22 protein-coding genes are annotated in these 21,978 nt (G+C 42.3%); 5 read left to right on the plus strand and 17 right to left on the minus strand.

Going from position 1 to position 21,978, the window contains the following annotated elements; genetic code table 11:
* Nucleotides 1-16: 16 nt before the first annotated feature.
* The 4 genes from HMPREF2991_RS01770 to HMPREF2991_RS01785 form a co-directional block, all read right to left on the minus strand.
* The gene (locus HMPREF2991_RS01770; RefSeq protein WP_001293853.1) at nt 17-940 is read right to left on the minus strand and encodes an aspartate carbamoyltransferase catalytic subunit; all 924 of its coding nucleotides are present in this window, start codon (nt 938-940) and stop codon (nt 17-19) included.
* Nucleotides 941-958: 18 nt separating this feature from the next.
* Nucleotides 959-1,480 (minus strand): bifunctional pyr operon transcriptional regulator/uracil phosphoribosyltransferase PyrR, encoded by a 522-nt coding sequence (gene pyrR, locus HMPREF2991_RS01775; protein WP_049485335.1) that lies wholly within the window; start codon nt 1,478-1,480, stop codon nt 959-961.
* A gap of 210 nt (nt 1,481-1,690) precedes the next feature.
* On the minus strand, nt 1,691-2,320 hold the full coding sequence (gene nth / locus HMPREF2991_RS01780; RefSeq protein WP_070568919.1) for an endonuclease III: 630 nt from the start codon (nt 2,318-2,320) through the stop codon (nt 1,691-1,693).
* Nucleotides 2,321-2,863, minus strand: a complete 543-nt coding sequence (locus HMPREF2991_RS01785) for a YceD family protein (protein WP_070568922.1) — start codon at nt 2,861-2,863, stop codon at nt 2,321-2,323. It abuts the gene before it with no gap.
* Between the two features lie 168 nt (nt 2,864-3,031).
* Here HMPREF2991_RS01785 and HMPREF2991_RS01790 point away from each other — a divergent pair, with 168 nt between their 5' ends.
* Entirely contained in the window at nt 3,032-3,361 is a 330-nt protein-coding gene (locus HMPREF2991_RS01790; RefSeq protein ID WP_070568925.1) for a helicase BlpT, read from the plus strand.
* Between the two features lie 332 nt (nt 3,362-3,693).
* On the plus strand, nt 3,694-5,253 hold the full coding sequence (locus HMPREF2991_RS01795) for an ATP-binding cassette domain-containing protein (protein WP_070683308.1): 1,560 nt from the start codon (nt 3,694-3,696) through the stop codon (nt 5,251-5,253).
* A 190-nt stretch (nt 5,254-5,443) separates the two neighbouring features.
* Here HMPREF2991_RS01795 and HMPREF2991_RS01800 read toward each other — a convergent pair whose 3' ends face one another.
* From HMPREF2991_RS01800 to HMPREF2991_RS01810, 3 genes are all read right to left on the minus strand, one after another.
* Nucleotides 5,444-6,043 (minus strand): CPBP family intramembrane glutamic endopeptidase, encoded by a 600-nt coding sequence (locus HMPREF2991_RS01800; RefSeq protein ID WP_223341666.1) that lies wholly within the window; start codon nt 6,041-6,043, stop codon nt 5,444-5,446.
* Nucleotides 6,044-6,150: 107 nt separating this feature from the next.
* Nucleotides 6,151-7,050: a zinc metalloprotease HtpX gene (gene htpX, locus HMPREF2991_RS01805; protein ID WP_049506037.1), complete on the minus strand. Its 900-nt coding sequence runs from the start codon at nt 7,048-7,050 to the stop codon at nt 6,151-6,153.
* 1 nt (nt 7,051) lies between these two features.
* Nucleotides 7,052-7,612: a LemA family protein gene (locus HMPREF2991_RS01810; protein ID WP_000219838.1), complete on the minus strand. Its 561-nt coding sequence runs from the start codon at nt 7,610-7,612 to the stop codon at nt 7,052-7,054.
* A 93-nt stretch (nt 7,613-7,705) separates the two neighbouring features.
* On the opposite strand from HMPREF2991_RS01810, the gene rsmG reads away from it, so the two are divergent.
* Nucleotides 7,706-8,419, plus strand: a complete 714-nt coding sequence (gene rsmG, locus HMPREF2991_RS01815) for a 16S rRNA (guanine(527)-N(7))-methyltransferase RsmG (RefSeq protein ID WP_070683310.1) — start codon at nt 7,706-7,708, stop codon at nt 8,417-8,419.
* 289 nt (nt 8,420-8,708) lie between these two features.
* Nucleotides 8,709-9,992, plus strand: coding sequence for a uracil-xanthine permease family protein (locus HMPREF2991_RS01820; RefSeq protein ID WP_070683312.1), 1,284 nt, complete (start codon nt 8,709-8,711; stop codon nt 9,990-9,992).
* A 44-nt stretch (nt 9,993-10,036) separates the two neighbouring features.
* Here the strand turns inward: HMPREF2991_RS01820 and HMPREF2991_RS01825 are convergent, their stop codons facing one another.
* The 9 genes from HMPREF2991_RS01825 to HMPREF2991_RS01865 all read right to left on the minus strand — a co-directional run bounded on the left by HMPREF2991_RS01825 (nt 10,037) and on the right by HMPREF2991_RS01865 (nt 19,012).
* Entirely contained in the window at nt 10,037-10,942 is a 906-nt protein-coding gene (locus HMPREF2991_RS01825; RefSeq protein ID WP_070683314.1) for a DMT family transporter, read from the minus strand.
* Nucleotides 10,943-10,950: 8 nt separating this feature from the next.
* Entirely contained in the window at nt 10,951-11,886 is a 936-nt protein-coding gene (locus tag HMPREF2991_RS01830) for a serine hydrolase domain-containing protein (RefSeq protein WP_070683316.1), read from the minus strand.
* Complete coding sequence (locus HMPREF2991_RS01835; RefSeq protein ID WP_070683318.1) at nt 11,883-12,608, minus strand: CppA N-terminal domain-containing protein; 726 nt, start codon at nt 12,606-12,608, stop codon at nt 11,883-11,885. The genes HMPREF2991_RS01830 and HMPREF2991_RS01835 overlap by 4 nt, the downstream gene beginning before the upstream one ends.
* 110 nt (nt 12,609-12,718) lie before the next feature.
* Entirely contained in the window at nt 12,719-13,588 is an 870-nt protein-coding gene (gene gla / locus HMPREF2991_RS01840) for an aquaglyceroporin Gla (protein ID WP_049490782.1), read from the minus strand.
* A 157-nt stretch (nt 13,589-13,745) separates the two neighbouring features.
* A complete protein-coding gene (locus tag HMPREF2991_RS01845) occupies nt 13,746-14,912 on the minus strand; it encodes an ATP-grasp domain-containing protein (RefSeq protein WP_070568956.1) in 1,167 nt (388 codons plus the stop codon).
* Between the two features lie 12 nt (nt 14,913-14,924).
* Complete coding sequence (locus HMPREF2991_RS01850) at nt 14,925-15,665, minus strand: esterase family protein (RefSeq protein WP_000546816.1); 741 nt, start codon at nt 15,663-15,665, stop codon at nt 14,925-14,927.
* A gap of 20 nt (nt 15,666-15,685) precedes the next feature.
* Complete coding sequence (locus tag HMPREF2991_RS01855) at nt 15,686-16,510, minus strand: alpha/beta hydrolase (RefSeq protein WP_001016816.1); 825 nt, start codon at nt 16,508-16,510, stop codon at nt 15,686-15,688.
* Between the two features lie 136 nt (nt 16,511-16,646).
* On the minus strand, nt 16,647-17,861 hold the full coding sequence (gene thiI / locus HMPREF2991_RS01860) for a tRNA uracil 4-sulfurtransferase ThiI (RefSeq protein WP_070568959.1): 1,215 nt from the start codon (nt 17,859-17,861) through the stop codon (nt 16,647-16,649).
* An 8-nt stretch (nt 17,862-17,869) separates the two neighbouring features.
* Entirely contained in the window at nt 17,870-19,012 is a 1,143-nt protein-coding gene (locus HMPREF2991_RS01865; RefSeq protein WP_070683320.1) for a cysteine desulfurase family protein, read from the minus strand.
* Between the two features lie 137 nt (nt 19,013-19,149).
* Between HMPREF2991_RS01865 and HMPREF2991_RS01870 the strand changes: the two genes are divergently transcribed.
* A complete protein-coding gene (locus HMPREF2991_RS01870) occupies nt 19,150-19,575 on the plus strand; it encodes a DUF6556 family protein (protein ID WP_000073918.1) in 426 nt (141 codons plus the stop codon).
* 44 nt (nt 19,576-19,619) lie between these two features.
* Here the strand turns inward: HMPREF2991_RS01870 and HMPREF2991_RS01875 are convergent, their stop codons facing one another.
* Nucleotides 19,620-21,926, minus strand: coding sequence for a DNA translocase FtsK (locus HMPREF2991_RS01875; protein WP_083303897.1), 2,307 nt, complete (start codon nt 21,924-21,926; stop codon nt 19,620-19,622).
* Between the last annotated feature and the right edge of the window lie 52 nt (nt 21,927-21,978).

The raw sequence follows: 21,978 nt of genomic DNA on the forward strand, positions 1-21,978 counted from the left end.
TTTAACGTCTTGTGTTTTAGTTGGCGTTTCTACTCGCCAATACGGATTCTAAAATTGCCATTCGAACAAAGACACCGTTGGTCATTTGTTGGACAATGCGTGATTTTGGTGCTTCAACCAAGTGGTCAGCAATTTCCACATCTCGATTCACTGGAGCAGGATGCATAATGATTGCTGTTTCTTTTAAGCGATTATAGCGTTCTTGGTTCAAACCGTGTTGAGCATGGTAGTCTTCTTTTGAAAAAACGGCTCCACTATCATGGCGTTCATGTTGAACTCGGAGTAACATCAAAACATCCACCTGATCAACAATCTCATCAATAGTTACAAACTGTCCATAGTCCGCAAACTCTTGACTTCTCCATTCCTCAGGTCCTGCAAAGAACAGTTCAGCTCCCAAGCGTTTCAAAATCTGCATATTGGATTTGGCAACGCGTGAGTGGTCCAAGTCGCCTGCAATAGCAACCTTGAGACCCTCAAAGTGACCAAATTCCTCATAAATAGTCATCAAATCAAGCAAGCTCTGGCTAGGATGTTGTCCCGAACCATCACCACCATTGATAATAGAAGTTGTAATTGACGGACTTGCAATCAACTCTCTGTAATAGTCGACCTCTGGGTGGCGAATCACACAGACATCCACTCCTAGAGCAGATAGGGTCAAGATGGTATCATACAATGTCTCACCCTTATTGACCGAGCTAGTCTTCACATCAAAGTCCAGTCGCTCCAACCCTAGCTTAATCTCTGCCACTTCAAAGGACTTATGTGTCCGTGTAGAATCTTCAAAGAAGAGATTCGATACGATAGGTTTGTTCTCGTAGGGAAGTTGGGCTCCGTTTTTAAACTCGATTCCTCGTTTGATCAATTTCATCACTTGATCAACTGTAAGGTCTTCCATGGAAACCACATGGTTCAATGCTTGTTGATTTTCTGACATGGCTACTCCTTCAGCTTTCTAAGCTTCTTCAGTAATCAGAACTCTGTCTTGGCCATCAAGTTCTGTCATCTCTACGATGATTTCTTCAGAACGACTGGTTGGGATATTTTTCCCAACGTAATCTGGACGGATAGGCAATTCTCTATGTCCACGGTCAACTAGCACCGCAAGACTCACGCGCGCAGGACGACCATGGCCAACAATATTATCGATCGCAGCTCGGATGGTACGGCCTGTATAGAGTACATCATCCACCAAGATAACTTCACGGTCTGTCACATCAACAGAAATCAAAGAAGTATCTTCTCCGCTTTTAACATCATCACGGAAAGGCTTGGTGTCTAATTCCACAACAGGAACAGTGATATTTTCCAACTGCTCCAAGCGTTCTTTGATACGATGAGCGATGAAAACACCACGCGTTTTTATCCCAGCTAGGATAATTTTATTCAAATCTTTATTGCGCTCAATAATCTCGTAAGTAATTCGCGTAATCGCGCGTTTGACGGTCAATTCGTCTACAACTTCTTTTGCCTTCATGACAAACCTCCAAAAAGAAAAGTCTCCTTCTACAAGGAGACTTGAAATGTATAGCCAAGCGAGCCCTACTGTAAACAGTATAGACTTCACCCTTCTACTTTATCGCGCTCCTTGCCTGCCTCACGGGACAGGTTTAAAGGACTATTTAGTTACCATTTACTATAGCACAAAGCACCCTTAAAATCAAGCAAAAACTTTTTCAAAGTCCCCTTAAACATTGCTAAAATCATATAATTGGGGATAGTGGTTACATTCTGGATTTTTGGGATGGCAGATAGCTCGTCCAAAGTAAATCATGGCCTGGTGGGCTGCTAACCACTCTTCTGGTGGCAGAACATCCATGACACGTTTTTCTACTTCAAGTGGTGTAGCTGATTTTTTAACGATATCGTGATGCTTACAGATACGCTCCACATGAGTATCCACTGCAAAAGCAGGAATTCCAAACCCCACACTCATGACGACATTTGCTGTTTTACGACCAACACCCGCTAGACTTTCTAATTCCTCTCGAGTCTGAGGTACTTGCCCGTCAAAATCATCTAGTAATTGTTGAGCACATTTTTTAAGGAATTTGGCCTTATTTCGATACAGTCCCAGACGAGAAATGTGTGAAGCAATTTCACTTTCAGTCGCGACAGACATGGCTTGTGGTGTTGGAAAAGCAGCAAAGAGACCTGGCGTGGCCTTATTTACCGCTGCATCTGTCGTCTGAGCTGACAACATCACCGCAACCAAGAGTTCAAAATGATTGCGAAAATCTAGACTTGGTTTGGCATCTGGAAAAAGGGCAATAATTTCCTCAATGACATGACGGGCACGTTTCTTGGATAAAACCATCTACTCGTCTCCATCAAACAGTCCTTGCAAGCCAGCAAATGGACTGTTTTCTTCTTTCTTGACTGCTTGTTGAGCTTGGTATTCGTCCTCAGTCATGATTTGCCAGTCATTTCCAGACACAAACCCTTGGCCAGCCTCTTCTTCTGCCGTCAAGACCTTGATTGGGATATTGAGCAAGATATTATCTGCTACGCTCTCAGCAAGGTCGATTTCCCCATTTTCGATAGGCAAGACCAAGTCATCATCAAGAACCTCCTGGTCCAGTTGGTTGGTCGCTCCTTCCATTAAGACCTCTGTGACTGGATAAGACTCAGCCAACTCAACTGGCTCCATACTGCGGCTGGAAGCAAGGACAATGGTATATGACAACTGATAGTCTAAGAAATACAGACGGTCTTCGTACTGTACCTTCCCCACTGCAAGGATATCTTTGACATCTAAAATCTCTTGGTTCCGTTTACGCAAGTCTGCTGCCAGGTCTAAAGCTTGTTCAAAATGTAGGCCTTCAGGTTGCTTACGAATTTCTTGAATGTTTAACTTCATATTTCCTCCATAAAGATGTACTCACTTGATTATACCATGAAAATGCTACAAGTCAGCCTCCCAAACCTTGAGATTGAAATCTCATTTTTTAACATATTTACTATGACAAACTTTCCTATTAGTGCTATACTATAGGCAAGAATACATCAGAGCAAGGAGGATGCTCATATGGAAGACAAAATACTCATCACTGAAGCTTACCAACTCCTTTCCGAGTTAGATAAAAGCTACCAAAGTTGCAAACAAGGAACAGCCGATGATCTTCGACTGCAAGAGCTGCTGAACACCACTCTTGAGGAACTAAAAAAAGCAGAAAAGCTGGACAACAGTATCTTAATCGACCTTGAGAAATTTTACCAACGCACCAGTCTTCTGATTGGACTAGGGAGCCTAAAACTAAACGATCAAGCTCGTACTGCTTGGCGCAACTATGACAAGTTCCACTACGAACATGTCAAACACGTACTGACTCTCTATGGACCTGTTTTTGGATTTTAGAGCTTGAAATCACTTGTTTTCTATTGACAAAATTTCCTGAAAGGTATAGGATAGAGGTACTAATACTCGGAGGTAAGGGAGACATGAACAACTAAGTCTATCAAATAAAGAATCTTTATTTAGTAGATCTTGTTTTTGTCTCTTTTTGTGTGCTCTTTTCATACTAGATTTTCTAGTATCTTGTCCTCATTGAAAATCAAAAAACTAGAAAGCTATGCTCCTCTTGGGTTGGGTTAGGCAGCTCCAAGCTAGTTTGACGAGTTTTTTCAACGAGGATAATAGAGTTTTGACAGTGACTTTGGGCTCTACTAGATAAAGTAGAGCTTTTTGTTATGCACTATCGACATTCTAGAAAGGGCAACAATATGATAAAAATCAATCATCTAACTATCACGCAAAACAAAGATCTACGAGATCTTGTATCTGACCTAACCATGACTATCCAAGACGGAGAAAAGGTTGCTATTATTGGTGAAGAAGGAAATGGTAAATCGACTTTACTACGAGCTTTAACGGGGGAAGCATTACCTGATTTTACTATCAAGGGCGACATCCAGTCTGACCTTCAATCACTGGCCTACATTCCTCAAAAGTTACCTGAGGAGCTAAAAAATAGGACTCTACATGACTACTTCTTTTTGGATTCTGCTGATTTAGACTACAGTATTCTCTATCGCTTGGCGGAGGAGTTGCACTTTGATAGCGACCGTTTTGCTAGCGACCAAGAAATTGGCAGTCTATCAGGGGGCGAAGCTTTGAAAATTCAGCTCATTCACGAGTTAGCCAAACCTTTTGAGATTCTATTTTTAGATGAACCTTCAAATGACCTAGACCTTGAGACAGTTGATTGGCTAAAAAGGCAGATTCGCAAGATTAGGCAAACTGTTATTTTCATTTCCCATGATGAAGACTTTCTTTCTCAAACGGCTGATACTATTGTCCACTTGCGGCTGGTCAAGCATCGGAAAGAAGCGGAAACGCTAGTCGAGCATTTAGACTATGATCGCTATAGTGAGCAGAGAAAGGCTAGTTTTGCAAGGCAAAGTCAGCAAGCTGCTAACGACCAGAGAGCCTATGACAAAACCATGGAAAAACATCGCCACGTTAAGCAAAATGTAGAAACTGCACTTCGAGCTACCAAAGACAGTACTGCTGGTCGCCTATTGGCTAAAAAGATGAAAACTGTTCTCTCTCAAGAAAAACGCTTTGAAAAGGCAGCTCAGTCCATGACCCAAATGCCACTTGAAGAGGAACAAATCCAACTTTTCTTTTCAGACATCCAACCATTACCGGCTTCTAAAGTCTTAGTCCAACTGGAAAAAGAAAATTTATCCATTGGCAAGCGCATTTTAGCTCAGGAGTTACAACTAACTGTTCGTGGCCAAGATAAAATCGGTATCATCGGGCCAAATGGTGTTGGAAAATCAACACTGTTAACCAAATTGCAACAACTGCTCAGCGCTAAAAGAGAAATATCGCTTGGTTTTATGCCACAAGATTACCATAAAAAACTGCAATTGGATTTATCTCCAGTAGCCTATCTCAGCCAAACTGGGGAAAAAGAGGAACTACAGAAAATCCAATCTCACCTAGCCAGTCTCAATTTCAACTATCCAGAGATGCACCATCAAATCCGCTCCCTATCTGGCGGTCAACAAGGTAAACTCCTACTTTTGGATTTAGTGTTGCGCAAACCAAACTTTCTCCTTCTGGATGAGCCTACACGTAATTTTTCTCCCACTTCTCAACCTGAAATCAGAAAACTATTTGCCTCTTATCCCGGCGGTCTCATCACTGTTTCGCATGACAGACGCTTCTTAAAAGAGGTCTGTACGAGTATCTATCGTTTGACAGATCGTGGTTTGGAAGTTGTTGATTTACAAGATTTATAAATGTTGAACATAGCAAAAATCCAGAGACGATCTCTGGATTTTGTTTACACACGTCTTTCTTGGGATCATTGATATAAAGAGCGCTTCTGGCGTCTTTTACGTGACAGATTATGCTCTGACTTTTGTTTAAATTATATAAGCTAGAAATCATTTTTTACTATTTTACAGCTCAAAGCATTCTAATGCATCATTATCTCATATACAAAAAGCAAAATGCAACCAGATTATTGAGGACATGCAAAAGAATGGAATTCCATAGGTTGTCAGAAGTCTTATACCTTACCCCAAATGCAAATCCCATACCTAAATAGCTGATAAAGCTAGGAATAGTATAGGGACCATGCAGATAAGCAAAAAGAAGCGACGTGGCAAACAAGCCAAAATATGTATTCTTAAATACTATCCCCTGTAACATACCTCGCATAAAGATTTCTTCCGTGACAGGTGCCAAAACACAGAGATCCACAAAAAGTACAGACCATGAAAGTGATAAACTTTGCACAGTTTGAGTTGTGTCTGATTGGGTAGGGCCTAAAAAATTGACCAAAATATAAAAGAGGAAAAGCAAGGCGTATGAAAGAAAACATTTAAGAATATCTTTTAGGTAGATTTTCCGAATGTGAAACAAGTCATACTTTTTTCCTACATATAAAAATATTGCAAGTTCAACAAGCGTAAAAAGGATGGATAGCGGTAATGAATTTATTCGCATAATTTTCTCTGCTATACTCAAATGAATTGGCATAAAAATCAAAATCAAGAAAAACGTCATCCAGCGCTTATACATCATTCACCTCAATTATATTGAATTACATATATTATACTATTTTTTGGTGAGATAACAAGTTAAAAGCGAGACACTAAAAGCAAAAATCCAGAGACGACCTCTGGATTTTTTTACATGTGTTTCAAGCGTTCGATTCGTTCTGAGATAGGTGGGTGGGTGTAAAATAGTTTTTGGAGTCCGCCACCTTTCTTGGGATCATTGATATACAGAGCGCTGCTGGCATCATCTACATGGTGATGCATTGGCTCGCTATTGTCCAACTTGCGCAAAGCATTGATCATCCCTTGAGGATTGCGAGTCAGCTCTACACTAGATGCATCCGCCAGAAATTCCCTCTGACGGGAAATGGCTAGTTGTACCAAGGTTGCTGCGAGAGGTGCTAGAACAATGGCTAAGAGAGAGATAACAAGCATGATAATCTCCAAACCATTTCCATCACGATCATTATCACTCCGTCTGCGACCAGCGCCACCCCACCACATCATCCGTCCTGCCATACTAGATAGAAGGGTAATGGCACTGGCAAGGGCGACAGCAATGGTCGAAATGCGGATATCGTAGTTTCGGATATGACTGACTTCATGACCCATGACCGCTTCTAGCTCCTCACGATTCATGATGGCTAGGAGACCCGAAGTAGCCGCAACTGCCGCATTCTGCGGGTTGGATCCTGTCGCAAAGGCATTTAAAGAAGAATCCTCAATGATGAAAACACGTGGCATGGGGATCTGAGCGACCATGGCCATATCTTCCACTACATGGTAGAGGTCTGGTGCCGTTTGCTCATCAACCTCACGCGCCCCATTCATAGACATAACAATCTCTGTTGATTGAAAGATCATGGTTAAGGCATAGACAAGACCAATGATTAGGGCTATGATCATCCCCCCAAGACCTGATCGCATGAAGAGATAGCCAACGGCATAACCAACCAGGGCCAAGAGTAGGAAGAAAACCAGCAACAAAATCCAGGTTTTTCGTTTATTGCTCGCAATTTGATCAAACAACATCTTAGTCACCTAATCCGCTAAAGTCAACTTTAGGAACTGCCTTTTCCTCTTCAGGTGTTTGAAGGAAGTCTGCAGCTTTAAAGCCAAATAGTCCTGCGATGATGTTGCTTGGGAAACTTTCAAGTTTTACATTGTAGTTGCTGACAACACTGTTGTAGAGTTGGCGTGAGTAAGAAATTTTATTTTCAGTATTGGTCAACTCTTCTTGTAATTTGATAAAGTTAGCACTAGCTTTCAAGTCTGGGTAATTCTCTGCTACTGCAAAGATACCAGAAATCTGGCGGGTAAGGGCATCACTGGCCTTCATAGCTTCAGCTGGTGAAGTTGCTGCGGCTACTTGTCTTCGAAGTTCTGTCACTTTTTCCAAGGTAGAACCTTCATATTTCGCATAGCCTTTGACTGTTTCAATCAAGTTTGGGAGGAGATCATTACGACGCTTCAACTGAACATCGATCTGGCTCCAAGCCTCCTTGGTTTGCATACGATTTTTCACCAAACCGTTATAGCTAACAATCACAAAAATAACAATCAGAGCCAAAACTCCAAGAATAATCCAAGTCATAATCTTATTCCTTTCTGCTTTTAGATTAATACTAGTATATCAAATTTTTAATGAATATGGTAAAATAAGATGATACTAAAGAAGGAAACTACTATGAAACCAGAAACATTTTACAGCCTACTAGCTGAGCAAAATCTTCCACTTTCTGACCAGCAAAAGAATCAATTTGAACGCTATTTTGAACTCTTAGTCGAGTGGAATGAAAAGATTAATTTGACCGCTATTACTGACAAAGAAGAAGTCTACCTTAAGCACTTTTATGATTCGATTGCACCCATCCTACAAGGCTTGATTTCAAATGAAACTATCAAGAAGTTTGATATCGGAGCTGGAGCAGGATTTCCTAGTCTTCCTATGAAAATCCTCTATCCTCAGTTAGATGTGACCATCATTGATTCGCTAAATAAGCGCATCAACTTCCTTCAGCTTTTGGCTCAGGAGTTGGATTTGGATGGTGTTCACTTCTACCATGGACGGGCAGAAGACTTTGCCCAAGACAAGAACTTCCGTGCTCAGTTTGATATAGTGACGGCTCGTGCGGTTGCTCGTTTGCAGGTCTTGTCTGAATTGACAATTCCTTACCTTAAAGTTGGTGGCAAACTATTGGCACTCAAGGCCAGCAATGCCCCCGAGGAATTGCTAGAAGCCAAGAATGCCCTCAATCTGCTCTTTAGCAAGGTTGAGGATAATCTCAGCTACGCCCTACCAAATGGAGATCCGCGTTATATCACTGTGGTCGAAAAGAAAAAGGAAACACCTAACAAGTACCCAAGAAAGGCTGGCATGCCCAATAAACGCCCGCTTTAAACAATTTACAAAATCAACCTCGCTCTCTTATTTCTTGACTCGGGAAAAAATGATTTACAAAATCATACCTCGCTCTCGCATTTCCGGGCTCGGGAAAAAATGATTTACAAAATCATTTTTTTCTGCTATACTATCACAAGCAAAGGTTTTTAATGTCATCCTGTGAGGTGACGAAGGCGCAGATTTATATAAATTTTTAAAAGATAGCTATTTTTTAAAAAGTCTTACTCTGAGGGCCTATTGCTGCAAAATAATGGGCTCTTTTTTGGTGCCCAAAAGTGAGGTTTTTATGAAACAGGAATCAACTGTTGACTTGTTACTAGACGTTGATCAACGTCCTTCTGCTGGTAAAGGTATTCTTCTCAGCTTCCAGCACGTATTTGCCATGTTTGGTGCAACCATTCTCGTTCCCTTAATTTTGGGAATGCCCGTGTCGGTTGCTCTCTTTGCTTCCGGTATTGGAACACTTATCTACATGATTTCTACTGGTTTTAAGGTTCCAGTTTACCTAGGTTCTTCATTCGCCTTTATCACGGCTATGTCTCTAGCCATGAAAGAAATGGGGGGCGATGTATCTGCTGCTCAAACTGGAGTTATCCTGACTGGTTTAGTCTATGTTCTTGTAGCAGCAAGTGTTCGTTTTGCAGGTACGAAATGGATTGATAAACTCTTGCCCCCAATCATTATCGGACCTATGATTATCGTTATCGGTCTTGGTCTTGCTGGTTCTGCTGTAACGAATGCTGGACTTGTAGCAGACGGAAACTGGAAGAATGCTCTTGTAGCTGTCGTGACGTTCTTGATTGCCGCTTTTATCAATACAAAAGGAAAAGGTTTCCTTCGTATCATTCCTTTCCTCTTTGCCATCATCGGTGGGTATATCTTCGCTATGATGCTTGGTTTGGTTGACTTTTCCCCAGTCCTTCAAGCCAACTGGTTTGAAATTCCTGGTTTCTACTTGCCATTTAGTACAGGTGGAGCCTTTAAAGAGTACAACTTGTACTTCGGTCCTGAAACAATCGCCATCTTGCCAATCGCTATTGTAACCATTTCAGAACACATCGGAGACCACACAGTTTTAAGCCAAATCTGTGGCCGTCAATTCCTGAAAGAACCAGGACTTCACCGTACGCTTCTCGGTGACGGTATCGCGACATCTGTATCAGCCTTCCTAGGTGGACCAGCTAATACGACCTACGGAGAAAATACAGGGGTTATCGGGATGACTCGTATCGCTTCTGTCTCTGTTATCCGTAACGCAGCCTTTATCGCCATTGCTCTTAGCTTCCTAGGTAAATTCACTGCCTTGATTTCAACCATTCCAAATGCTGTGCTTGGTGGCATGTCCATCCTTCTCTACGGAGTTATCGCCAGCAATGGTTTGAAAGTTTTGATTAAGGAACGCGTTGACTTCAGCCAAATGCGTAACCTCATCATTGCAAGTGCTATGCTGGTACTTGGACTTGGTGGAGCAATCCTTAAACTCGGTCCAGTAACCCTTTCAGGTACTGCTCTATCAGCCATGACAGGAATCATCTTGAACTTGATCTTGCCACACGAAAACAAAGACTAATCATCTATATACACAAAATCCACTCGATTGAGTGGATTTTTTAATTACTTACTCTTTATTTCCAACAGTAAATCTTTCAATGAAATAATGGTCACGGCTAGTAAAACCATGGCCATACCGACAAAATCAATCTCATAAAACTGTTCCTTCATAATCAGAAAGGCAAAGAAAACGGCTGAAATTGGCTCTATGGAAGCCAATAAACTGGACTTAACTGGTCCTATTAGACTAGCTCCCTTTAGGAAAGCTGTATAGGCAAAGACCGTTCCGATGATGATAATCCCAGCAAATGCAAAGAGAAAATCTAAGCTAGTCGGTATGCTGGCCTGTAAGACTCCTGTGAAAGGAAGAGCCACTACACCAGAAATAACCATCCCGACACCAATCACCAACATACTTCCCCACTTCTTAATCAAAACGATGGGAAGAATAATATAGAGGGCATAGGTCAAGGCTGAAAAGAGGCCCCAGAACAGACCTAGGGGTGTGACAGACAACTGGTCGACTTTCCCATGCGTCGCGATCAGAAAAGTTCCTCCTATAGCCAATCCAATCGAAATAATCTCAGCCAGTGTCGGAGCTACCTTATCCTTCATACAGGTATAAACCAAGATCCCAACGGGGCATACATACTGGAGAACTGTCGCCGTTCCAGCATTGGTTTCCTGAATGGCAGAAAGATAGGCAAACTGGTTTAAGAAAAGTCCAAAAACTGCAAATAGCAACAGAGATAGCAGACTTTTTTTGTCTTTTAAAAAAGAAAGGAATTTATCCTTTGAAGTCGTATAGGATAAGAACACCAGTGCCAAGCCTGCAATGATAAGTCGCAAATTGGTCAAGACTAAAGCAGAAATCCCGTGTGCCATCAGGTATTGGCCACTGGTTCCAGACAAGCCCCAAGCAATCCCTGCCACTACTGTATACAGAGTTCCTTTTACGGTTTTCGACATGCTTCCCCCTACTCCTCTTGACGAATCATTTCCATGACTTGGTTTCGGTCAACTATCCACTGGGTACGCTCATCCTTCTCATACGTTCGATTGGATAAAAAGATAGTAGCTTCTTGTTTCTCTCGATTCCACATGATAAAGGTACCAGTATAGCCCGAATGGTCGAGCCAGGCGCCCTCCAGGTTCCAAGCTAGCGAACGCTCCTTATCATCTAAAGGAGAAAAATTTCGGCTCAATTCTGCAGCAAAATCATCTTTCAAGTAATGTTCCAGAAAGATCTGCAAATCCTTAACAGTCGAAAACAAACCAGCACTTCCAGCGTGTTTCCCTAATAGACGAGCTTTGGGATCATGAATGATTCCGGCCTCCACCCCTCTCACTGTTGGGACAGCTTGCTCAACGGGACCGAACTTGGTCTCCTTCATTCCCCATGCTTCCAAAACTTGTTCTTCTATAATCTGATCCAAGTCTTGGTTAAAGATTTTTTCCAAAAGAAAGCCCAAGAGTAAAAAGTGAACGTCCGAGTATAGGAAGGCTGGCTGATTTCGTCTGTTGAGGTGAAACATGGCTTCTCTTAATTCCTCTGCACTTAACTTGTCTCGATTGGGAATAAAGGGGTCCAAGTCTGTGGCATGGGTCAGAAGCTGCCGTATAGTGATATCAGGATAATCACACTCCGGTAAAAAATCCGTTACCGGTCGATCAATATCTAATGTGCCCTGCTGCCACAAGAAGGTCAAAACCGTCCCCACTCCCACGACCTTACTCACACTGGCTAGATCATAAACCAAACCACTTTCTGTCTTCAAGTCTCTTTCTGGATCACTCAATCCTAGATAAGACTCTTTCCATTCACCATCCTTATAATACGCAAAAGAGGCCCCGGGATAAATCCCTGCCTCAATTTGATTTTCTATTTTTCTTAGAATTTTTTCCCACTTCATGCTTCTTCAAACCACAATTCAATGTTATTGGTATCTTTACCGAGGAAGAATTTTTCAGACTTAGGGACAAAGTAGCCTGTCTTTTCAAATTTCTGACGAAGACTGGTTAGATCAAAATTCTTGACTAAAAATTTTAACATCGTCAGGTCCCAAGTGACATTGTTTTCAACAGCCAAATCTGGTCCTTGCCCTTTAGTAAAGGTAATTGCTGGCGCTACTCCTTCGGGATCAAGTAAACTCTCTGTCCCTTCAGGCAAACGCAACTCCATAGAAACCTCAAATTGGCTCAAGTATTTTATACTTGTATTTGAATAAAATTCAGGAGCGGTTTCCAGTGGTACCAGATCTCTTATATCATTTTCTGCATGAACAAGGATCACATCCTCTTCAGGAGAAACAATCTCAAAAGCATACCCACGTTTTCCTTTAAATAGACGAGGAAGAGACTTCATTTGAGAAAGAAGGGCCTCGATTTCAGAAGGATTTTCAACCTTTATCAAGAGTCTAGCTAGCTTCTTAAGTCCTTCAACTCTGCGTGTTCGCATGCTTGGAGCCTCTTCTAAAATCAATCTCTCCGTAGCTGTCTGATCACCTAGAGAAATAAAGGCAGACTCTTCCAGCAAAGGTTTCATCCCCAGGGTTTCAATGTAAAATTTTTCATTTAATTTTCGATTATTAACTTTCAAAGTCGGAACGATCCGAACAATCTCATTCACATTCATATATTCCTCCAACTCTTTTATTTTAAAGGATTTTCGAATATTTTACAAGCCATATCTATTTTATTTAGAAATTTTATAACAAAAAAACTGGGATTCCCCAGTTTCATTTCTTATAGGTAAAGTAGTTTGAATAGTGCTACTGCTGCAATACCCGCTAAAATTGGAGCTACAACCGGAACCCATGCATACCACCATTTTGAATCACCCTTGTGTTGACCAAGGACTGATTTTGGAAGGAGTTCGTGAAGAAGACGTGGTCCGAAGTCACGAGCTGGGTTCAAACCAGGTCCAGTAGGTCCACCAAGTGAAGTTACCAAGGCCATCACTAGGAAACCAAGTGCCAAGTGCGCAACTGAGATCCCAGCAGCTGTATGTGGAGCTACTTGAGCTTTCACTGCCAATTCACTTAAATCAACAGTTTGTCCAGCTTGAGTAGCCATTTGTTTCATGTATTGAAGAACCTCAGCACCAAAGAAGTTTTTAGTCAAACCAAGTGCTGCAAAGAAAAGAACAAATGAACCTACAAACTCATTGAGGAAACCGTTAACAGTAGCTGCAAAACGTGATTCTTTTGTACCGTGGTCGATGCTTGAAATTGTTGAGAAGGTACCCAAGATATTGTTAGGATTCTCTGTCTTCAAGTAGTAAGGACGGTGAGTCGCTACAACCAAAGCTTGACCAAAGATTGCTCCCAAAACTTGTGCTAGGATGTAATATGGTACTTGCTCCCAAGAGAAAAGGCCACTAACAGCAAGTCCAAGAGTGAAAGCTGGGTTGATGTGGTTACCAGATACATTACCAAACATCAAAGCTGGGATCATTACCCCCATACCATAACCAACCGCGATAACGAGCCAGCCACTTTGGTGACCTTTCGTACCTTTAAGTTCAACGTTAGCAACTGCACCATTACCAAGAATGATCAAAATAGCAGTTCCCAAGAATTCTGTGGCATATTTAATAGCCCATGTAAAATCCATTTGATAGATTCTCCTTAAATTTTTTTAGACAATCCTTATTCTATCAATTTTTAGGCCTTTTAGCAATATCTTTTCTAAAAGAATCTATGGAAAACGCTTTATTTAACTTATCTTTAAGAAAAGGACAAAAGAAGTCAAACTCCTTTTGTCCTAATCGTTATTCTTGACGTTGACCAAAATCTGCAATCATCTGCTCCATCTCTTGGCGACTCGGAGTAGTCAACATATAAAGGTAGTCCCCTTGTAGCTCTGCAAAGGCTGCTGGCATGATTTTTTTGACCTTGAATTGCTGGCTGTATTTGGCAAGAAGGTCCTCTTCTGAATAGACATAGTTTGCATTGGCACGACGTGATGTAGCTAGACAGTATTGAGGTTCAAATTCTGATTCTGGGAACTCTTCTCCTGCGACAATCGCCGCATAGCCTCGGTAGAGGTCCAAGGAATGGGCGAAGTTATAAACATCAATGGTAAAGCCACCTGCAGGACGGTTATTGTACTCAATGGCAATGTAGTCATCCCCGTCACGGAAAAACTCGATATGGAAAAAGCGTTCTTTCATACCAAATTCTTTGACAATGGCCTCGCCATACTTGCGCAGTTTGGGATCCATATCCTTAAGCACATAGTAGGAATTGTCCATCTTATAAATCATGAGATCAAGTGGTGTATGGGCGTAGTCGAAAGTCGTTGAAAAGACGATGTTGCCATCTTTGTCCACAAGCCCGTCAAAGGTACAGATTTCGCTAGAAGTGACAAATTTTTCAAAGAAATAAACGGTTGAATGGTCCCATTCAGCCTTAAAGTGATTTACATCGTCTTCTGTCTCAAGCTTAAAGGTTGCTGCCGCTCCCACTCCATTATCAGGTTTGGCAATCATTGGTAGACCGATTTCGGTCACTGCTTTATCCACATCTGCTTCCGTATGGATAACAGCACCAGGTACCACAGGGACACCTGCTTTTTTGAAAAGTTTCTTCATCTCAGACTTATATTTGGTCTTTTTGAGATCCTCTGGTTTGGCACCAAAGACATTAAATTGCTCACGAAGTGTTGCGTCCAGCTCAAGCCAGTATTCATTGTGGGACTCGATGCGGTCGATTGGTCCATGCTTGTAGAACAGAAAGGCAACAGCACGTTTGACTTCGTCTATGTTCTCAAGATTGTCCACACGGAAATACTCGGTCATGCTATTGCGCAAAGGTTCATCTAGTTGTTCGTAAGGTTCTTGACCAATCCCCAAGACTGTGATGCCTTTATTAGCTAGCTCGATGGTAAACTGTTGAAAGTTTTGCGGATAGTAGGGAGAAATAACAAGGTAATTCATAGGCAACTCCTTTTATAGATACAGGTGTCCAAGAAAATAGGGCATTTGTTTACGCCACCATTCCCAGTCGTGGGCGACATCGTGTCCCCATTCAGCAAACCAGGCTGGAATTTGTTTCTGGTCAAAGGCTTCTTTAAGCTTGTAGAAAGATGGTAGACCGTCTTGTTCCCAGGCACCAAGTCCCGTACAGACGACGATTTCTGCCTGACGGTAACGATCAATAAACCAGCCGTCGTTTTGATTCCAGATATAATCTACTGGTGAGTTTTGGTAAATTGCATCGTCGTTGTAGTAATCGCCAACGAAGAAACGTGCGTCGTAAACACCACTGAGGGCAATCACCTTGGTAAAGACATCTGGATGCTGAAGAAAGAAATTGAGTGCATGATAGGCCCCCATCGAGCAACCTGTCGTCATCATGCCATCAAACCAACCTGTCTTGTGCTTGATGAAAGGAATGGCCTCCTCAATCACATAGCGTTCGTAGGCGCGGTGCATCTCCGCCTGGTCATGACCATTTTTCCAAGTGGCTAGCCAGCTCTCACTGTCCACACTGGATAGCGTAAAGAACTGGACGCGGCCCTCCTCGATAAAGGAAGCACAGGCGTCAATCATGCCAAAATCATAGTATTCGTTGTGACTGCCACCAGATGAAGCAAAAACAACAACTGGAATCCCAGCATGTCCATAACGGTTGAGATACATTTCACGGTTGAGATTGCCACTCCAGTGGCTGAGGTTTTCAATATGCATTGGCTTTCTCCTTTCTTAACTTACCATTTCTCTGCAAAAAATCGAAGACAGTCTGGTAAATTTTCCGACCAAGGTATTTCACTATGGATAGCACCAGACTGAACTTTCAAGACTAGATTATCCAAGCCTACTCCACCTGCAATCAAATCACGGTAATAGCGAAGCGACGAGTCGATATAGGCTTGTTTGATATTGCCAGCCATCAAGGTCTTGTCCGTATCATCTGCTTCTTCTGTTCCTACATAGATGAAAATGCGCTGTTCAGGCGACAATTTCTTGCGCTCGATATAGCGGTTAAAGGCTTCTTGGTGAAGCCAGTTGGCAGATGAGAAGACACCCAGACAACCAATTCGATCTTGGTATTCCAGTCCGATAAACTGGGTAATATTGCCTCCTAGTGACGAACCAATCATAGCCGTGTGCTGGCGATCAGCTTTGGTACGATAGGTTTCATCGATAAAAGGCTTGACCACCTCCATGACAAACTCGGCATACTCCACACCCTTACCGCCAAACTGCTGGCCTGGGATAGGAGATTCTTGAAATTTCCAAGCCGCATACTCATTCATCCGTCCCATGCCATCATTATCTATGGCAACGACAATCATGCGGCTGATGTCTGGATTTCGTTTAATGGCTGGAATAATCTTCCAAGAGTGTCCGATATAAGACTCCTTGCTGTAAAAGACATTTTGCCCATCATGAAAGTAAACAACAGGGTAAAAACGGTCTGTGTCTTTCTCGTAGTCCTTTGGCAGGAGCACACGCACACGACGCTCTTTTCCTGTATAAGGAACCTTGAGTTTGTGTTCTTTCATTTTTAAGTAAAAGTAGGAATGATTCATTGTCAGAAAACTCTCTATATTCAAAATTTTATCTTATTATACCATAAAAATAGAAAAAAAGTCAGTAATTGTCCATTTAAAGGATAAATAACTAACTTTTTTCATTTGTTTTTCTGAATTCTTCTGGGTTTTCTGATTAGAGGAGATTGTCAATTAACTCATCGACAGCATCTTTTTCAACCTGGGGAGTGATTTCAGTAATCATGATACCTGCCACGGCTCGCTCAACCAAGCCTTCAACATCCATGCGTTTTTCATACTGCTCTGCATTCTCTATCTTAGGATTTGTCTTGGGACGATCAGGCGCAAAAATAGTACAGCAGTCTTCAAAAGGCTGGATTGAAATTTCAAAGGTATCGATTTCCTGCGCGATGTCAATGATTTCCAACTTGTCCATCGTAACCACGGGACGAATGATGGGAGTGCTAGTCACAGCGTTGATAGTCTGCATACTTTCCAAGGTCTGGCTCGCTACTTGACCAAGACTTTCCCCATTGATGATAACTAAACCATTTCTCACCTCTCGAATACGGTCGGTAATCCGCATCATAAAACGACGCGTCAAGGTCATGAGGTAGGCTTCTGGCGCTTTAGCCTTGATTTCCTCTTGAATCTCAGTGAAAGGCACCTCGATAAACTGGATATTGCCACCAAACTTGGTCAATTTCCGAGTCAAATCGTGGGCTTTCTTGAGGGCGCCAGGACTAGTATATGGCGGGCTGGCAAAGTGGACGGCTTCAATATCTACACCACGTTTAAGAGCTAGATAACCTGCTACAGGTGAGTCAATCCCTCCTGATAACATGAGCATACCTTTACCAGAACTTCCCACAGGTAATCCTCCTGCTCCACGAAAAGTTTCATAGGAAAGATAGGCAGCCTCTTCACGAATCTCAACCTGAAGATTAATATCTGGATTTTTCATCTGAGCTTGTACGTTTGGAATAGCCTCGAAAACAGCACCACCAAGAGTTTGATTGAGTTCACGACTATCTAATTCAAAGTTGTGGTCGCTACGCTTACTAGTGATTTTAAAGGTCATCCCTTCCTTGTAGATTTCCTTCATAATCTTTTGGACAGAAGATTTCAGAACGTCCACTGATTTTTCAACCTTATATACAGGAGAAAAGTTTTGAATTCCAAAGACTTGTTTGAGTGATTCTGATACTGCTGTATAATCAGCTCCATTCAGGTAAGCGTGGGCACGGTCGCGATCTGCGGTTACCTTAACTTGAGGATAGATAGACAAAACGTCTGAAATATTATTGCGAAGTTTATTGATGAAACGCATACGATTTTTGTGCTTGGTTGACAATTCTCCGTAACGAATCATAATTTCTGAATACTGCATAAATGCTCCTATCTTACTTTTCTAGTTTGATTGTAAATTAATTTTAACTTGGTCAAAAACTGCTCGACTTGACTCATATCATTTTCCAGATCTAGGCTTAGACGCACAGCTGACTGGGCCTTATCTTTGTCCACTCCCATGGCAATCAAGGTCCCCGCAGGTTTTCCTGCCTTGGACGAACAAGCAGAGGTTGTGGAAATGAAAATATCATAGTCTTCAAAGGCGTGAACGATGACTTCACCACGAACACCTTTAATCCCAAAAGTCAGGATATGAGGGGCAAAGTCTGCCTCATCTGAAAAGACAAAAATATCTGGATAATCCAGAAGGGCTTGACGAATGACTGCCTTCATCTGCCCTGTCTTACTAGCAAAGACAGCTAACTTTTCCATAGATAAACGGAGAGCTTTGGCTGTCGCTGCAATCCCTGCCACATTTTCAGTTGTCGAACGATAGTCTCGCTCCTGACCACCACCAGTTAAAAGAGGCGTAATCTTCTTACCAGACTTGATATAGATAAATCCAACACCTCGGACACCATGAAACTTATGACTTGAGAAGGTCGCAAAATTCACTCGTTCTGTTAGATATTTTTCAGTCGGAATCTTAGCAAGCGCCTGAACCGCATCAACATGGAAGGAAATCGTTGGCTTGTCTGCCAAGAGTTTTGAGATAGCCTCAATAGGCTGGATAGAGCCGATTTCGTTGTTAACTGCCATGATGGAGACGAGAGTCGTATCAGGACGTATCAAATCTGCTAATGCTTCAACATCCACAAATCCTTTCTCATCAACTGGAGCAAAATCCACCTCAAAACCTTGACTTTTCAGCCATAGGGCTGACTCCTTGACTGCTGGATGTTCAATGGCTGACACAATGATGTGCTTGCCAAACTGGGCTTTTTCAAAGGCCACCCCCTTGATGACCCAGTTATCTCCTTCTGTACCACCTGAGGTAAAGAAGATTTCATCACTCTTCTTCCCAATCAAATCTGCAATTTGCTGCCGGGAAGCATCTAAAATTCGTGTTGCCTGATCTCCCAAACGATGGAGGCTAGATGGATTTCCTACAATTTTTGAAGCAACCTGCATATAGGTCTCAAGTGCTTCAGGATAAGGCTTGGTCGTTGCCGAATTATCAAAGTAGATCATGTTTTCTCACGCTTTCTAAAATCACTCCTTCTATTGTATCACGAAAAGAGACCTGCGACAAGAAAGGGAGTTTTCTCTTTTTTTAAGATTTTTTTAAAGAAATGAGGTATAATAAATCATAATCAAAGGAGAGTATCATGTCTAACTATCGTAGAACTTCAAAACCAAAAACAGAACACATCAAAAAGGGATTTACTGTTTTTCAAAAAACGATTGCTACCATCGGTAGTATCCTTGGCCTCATCACCGCTACTATCACCATCATGAACGCCATGGATAATAACAAAAACAACAAGAAAGAACCGACCACAACCCAAACAACTGTTGTCAAGGAGATTCAAAAGGAATCCCCTCAGGAAAATACTACACCTAACAGGGACAACACTTCCACTAAAGAAAATACCACGCAAGAAGAAACTTCTCAATCCAATAAAAAAGAGGAGAAAAAAGAAGAGCAGAAAACAACAACTCAGGACTCTTCTACACCAGCTACAAATAAAGAAACAAGCGATAATGGAACACAGTCAAATACGACGAGTTCTGAAACTAAAACGAACCAGTAATCACCAAAATAGCTTCTTTCCAAATTTGGAAAGAAGCTATTTTTTTATTGTTGCAATACTTTTCGTGGTTTGGTTCCCTCAGCTGGACCGATGACACCTGCCATTTCGAGTTCTTCCATCAGGCGGGTCGCACGATTAAATCCAACTGACAAACGACGCTGAATCATCGAAGCGCTAGCTTTCTGGGTTTCGATAACCAAAGCCTTGGCTTCTTCAAAAAGCGGATCGCCGCCAGCTTCTCCGTCAGAGAGATCTCCTTCATTTTCAGGGACATCTCCTGGGTCAAAACTCTCATCGTAGTCCGCATCCGCCTGAGCCTTGATGAAGTTTACGATGCGTTCGACATCATCATCCGAGATAAAGGAGCCTTGCAGACGGACTGGATGATTTTCATCAATTGGTTTAAAGAGCATATCTCCTCGACCGAGCAGTTTTTCTGCTCCATTCTCATCCAAGATAGTTCGTGAATCTGTACCTGATGAAACTGCAAAAGCCACACGAGATGGGACATTGGCTTTAATGAGACCAGAGATGACATCAACCGATGGACGTTGCGTTGCGAGAATCATGTGAATCCCTGCGGCACGCGCCTTCTGTCCAAGACGAATGATGGCATCTTCCACTTCCTTGCTAGCCACCATCATGAGGTCTGCCAACTCATCCACAATGACAACAATCAAAGGCAGCGGTACTTGTTTGTACTCAGATTGGCTATTAAATTCCTCAACCTTGGCATTGTAACCAGCGATATTTCGTACTCCAACCTTAGCAAAGAGTTCGTAACGATTTTCCATCTCATCCACAACCTTTTGCAGAGCCTTGCTGGCCTTGCGTGGATTTGTCACAACTGGAATCAAGAGGTGAGGAATGTCATTGTAAACAGATAACTCAACCATCTTTGGATCCACCATCATAAACTTGACCTGGTCGGGTCTTGCTTTCATAAGAATGCTAGCGATAATACCATTAACTGCGACTGACTTCCCTGATCCCGTCGAACCTGCAACGAGTAGGTGGGGCATCTTGGAAAGGTCAAAGGTGCGAGCAGTTCCATTGACAGCCTTACCTAGAGGAATTTCGAGGAGATTTTCTGGTTTAGTCTGAGACTGTTCCCAGAGTTCACGGAAGGAAACAGTCGCAATCTCAGAGTTAGGAACCTCAATTCCGACTAAGGATTTACCAGGGATTGGAGCCTCTATCCGAACATCCTTAGCTGCTAGAGCTAGCGCTAAGTCGTCTGCCAGATTGGAAATGCGGTTAACCCGTACACCGACTGCAGGCTTGACTTCATACTTGGTAACTGATGGCCCAATTTCAGCCCGTTCCACCGTCACCTTGATACCAAAGCTAGCAAAGGTTTCTTCTAGGATTTTGATATTTTCTCGAACAATCTTCTTTTCCTTGGACTGATCTTTGGGTTTATCTGGCGCAAAGAGTTGCAAGCTTGGTAACTTGTATTCAAGGGCTTCCTTGGCAGAAAAATCAACCTGTACCTCTTCATCCTCAAAATCCTCTTCCACATCTGGAACGTCAAAACCAGTTTGAGGGAGGATAATCTCCGGTTCGATCCATTCTTCCTCAGGAATTGGGTGGAAATCGTAGTCTGGTACTTCAGATAAGATTTCTCCCGTTTCAGGATCTACAGGAGGAAGCGGCAGCGCATCCTGTTCTTCTTGTTCTCTCTGAATTCTGGCTGCTTCTTCAGCTTCTTGACGAGCCTTCTCTTCTTCTCTCTTGATGAAGCGTTCCTGTTTTCTCTGTTCCTGTTTTTCCATGAAGGATCTGAACTGAGCTCCAATAAAGGCAGCAACATCATAAATAGACCAGGGACTAACCAAGAGTGCGCCAACTAGAATCAAGAGAACTCCAATAAAGTACGAACCGATATTGGAGAAAAGAAAGGATATGGGGATATAGAGTCCAACACCAAGCAAGCCTCCACCGGCGAAGCTAGTCACCCGCATACCAGTCAGGTCCGTCATAACTTGAGACAAGGTCCCTTTTAGAACTGATTGCTCCAAGCCAAATTTCCATACCAAGTAGGCCTCAAAAATCAAGAGCAATCCAGCGAAGATACAGAGAAATCCTGATAGAAGTCCCTCTTGCTTGCGGATCCATTTAAAAAGAAAAAGATAGATGAGGAGGCCGCCTATAGCCACATAGGCCAAACTTCCGACCACCAGTCGAATGAGATTGTAAAGAGTGACACCTGCTGCACCGAGTTTAAGGGCTGCAATAATCAACAATAAGGCAATTCCTAAGGAAATCAACATCCTCTGGATAGCCTGTTTTCTTTCGAGTTCTGCTTTAGACGGTCTCCGTCTTGTTTTTGTAGTATTCTTGTTTGCCATTCTTTTATTATACCATATTTCACAGCCATTTCGAATAGAGAAAAAGATTGCA

Origin of the sequence: Streptococcus sp. HMSC072D07, assembly GCF_001814835.1 — a bacterium.
Taxonomy (GTDB): domain Bacteria; phylum Bacillota; class Bacilli; order Lactobacillales; family Streptococcaceae; genus Streptococcus.

Coding starts and splice junctions, on each gene's coding strand:
- HMPREF2991_RS01825 (WP_070683314.1), bottom strand. CDS start 10,942: ATGTCGAAAACCGTAAAAGGAACTCTGTATACAGTAGTGGCAGGGATT.
- htpX (WP_049506037.1), bottom strand. CDS start 7,050: ATGTTGTTTGATCAAATTGCGAGCAATAAACGAAAAACCTGGATTTTG.
- HMPREF2991_RS01850 (WP_000546816.1), bottom strand. CDS start 15,665: ATGCATATTGAAAACCTCAGCCACTGGAGTGGCAATCTCAACCGTGAA.
- HMPREF2991_RS01855 (WP_001016816.1), bottom strand. CDS start 16,510: ATGAATCATTCCTACTTTTACTTAAAAATGAAAGAACACAAACTCAAG.
- nth (WP_070568919.1), bottom strand. CDS start 2,320: ATGGTTTTATCCAAGAAACGTGCCCGTCATGTCATTGAGGAAATTATT.
- HMPREF2991_RS01800 (WP_223341666.1), bottom strand. CDS start 6,043: ATGATGTATAAGCGCTGGATGACGTTTTTCTTGATTTTGATTTTTATG.
- HMPREF2991_RS01835 (WP_070683318.1), bottom strand. CDS start 12,608: ATGAATGTGAATGAGATTGTTCGGATCGTTCCGACTTTGAAAGTTAAT.
- thiI (WP_070568959.1), bottom strand. CDS start 17,861: ATGCAGTATTCAGAAATTATGATTCGTTACGGAGAATTGTCAACCAAG.
- HMPREF2991_RS01875 (WP_083303897.1), bottom strand. CDS start 21,926: ATGGCAAACAAGAATACTACAAAAACAAGACGGAGACCGTCTAAAGCA.
- HMPREF2991_RS01795 (WP_070683308.1), top strand. CDS start 3,694: ATGCACTATCGACATTCTAGAAAGGGCAACAATATGATAAAAATCAAT.
- gla (WP_049490782.1), bottom strand. CDS start 13,588: ATGGATTTTACATGGGCTATTAAATATGCCACAGAATTCTTGGGAACT.
- HMPREF2991_RS01785 (WP_070568922.1), bottom strand. CDS start 2,863: ATGAAGTTAAACATTCAAGAAATTCGTAAGCAACCTGAAGGCCTACAT.
- HMPREF2991_RS01770 (WP_001293853.1), bottom strand. CDS start 940: ATGTCAGAAAATCAACAAGCATTGAACCATGTGGTTTCCATGGAAGAC.
- HMPREF2991_RS01865 (WP_070683320.1), bottom strand. CDS start 19,012: ATGATCTACTTTGATAATTCGGCAACGACCAAGCCTTATCCTGAAGCA.
- HMPREF2991_RS01870 (WP_000073918.1), top strand. CDS start 19,150: ATGTCTAACTATCGTAGAACTTCAAAACCAAAAACAGAACACATCAAA.
- HMPREF2991_RS01845 (WP_070568956.1), bottom strand. CDS start 14,912: ATGAATTACCTTGTTATTTCTCCCTACTATCCGCAAAACTTTCAACAG.
- rsmG (WP_070683310.1), top strand. CDS start 7,706: ATGAAACCAGAAACATTTTACAGCCTACTAGCTGAGCAAAATCTTCCA.
- pyrR (WP_049485335.1), bottom strand. CDS start 1,480: ATGAAGGCAAAAGAAGTTGTAGACGAATTGACCGTCAAACGCGCGATT.
- HMPREF2991_RS01810 (WP_000219838.1), bottom strand. CDS start 7,612: ATGACTTGGATTATTCTTGGAGTTTTGGCTCTGATTGTTATTTTTGTG.
- HMPREF2991_RS01820 (WP_070683312.1), top strand. CDS start 8,709: ATGAAACAGGAATCAACTGTTGACTTGTTACTAGACGTTGATCAACGT.
- HMPREF2991_RS01790 (WP_070568925.1), top strand. CDS start 3,032: ATGGAAGACAAAATACTCATCACTGAAGCTTACCAACTCCTTTCCGAG.
- HMPREF2991_RS01830 (WP_070683316.1), bottom strand. CDS start 11,886: ATGAAGTGGGAAAAAATTCTAAGAAAAATAGAAAATCAAATTGAGGCA.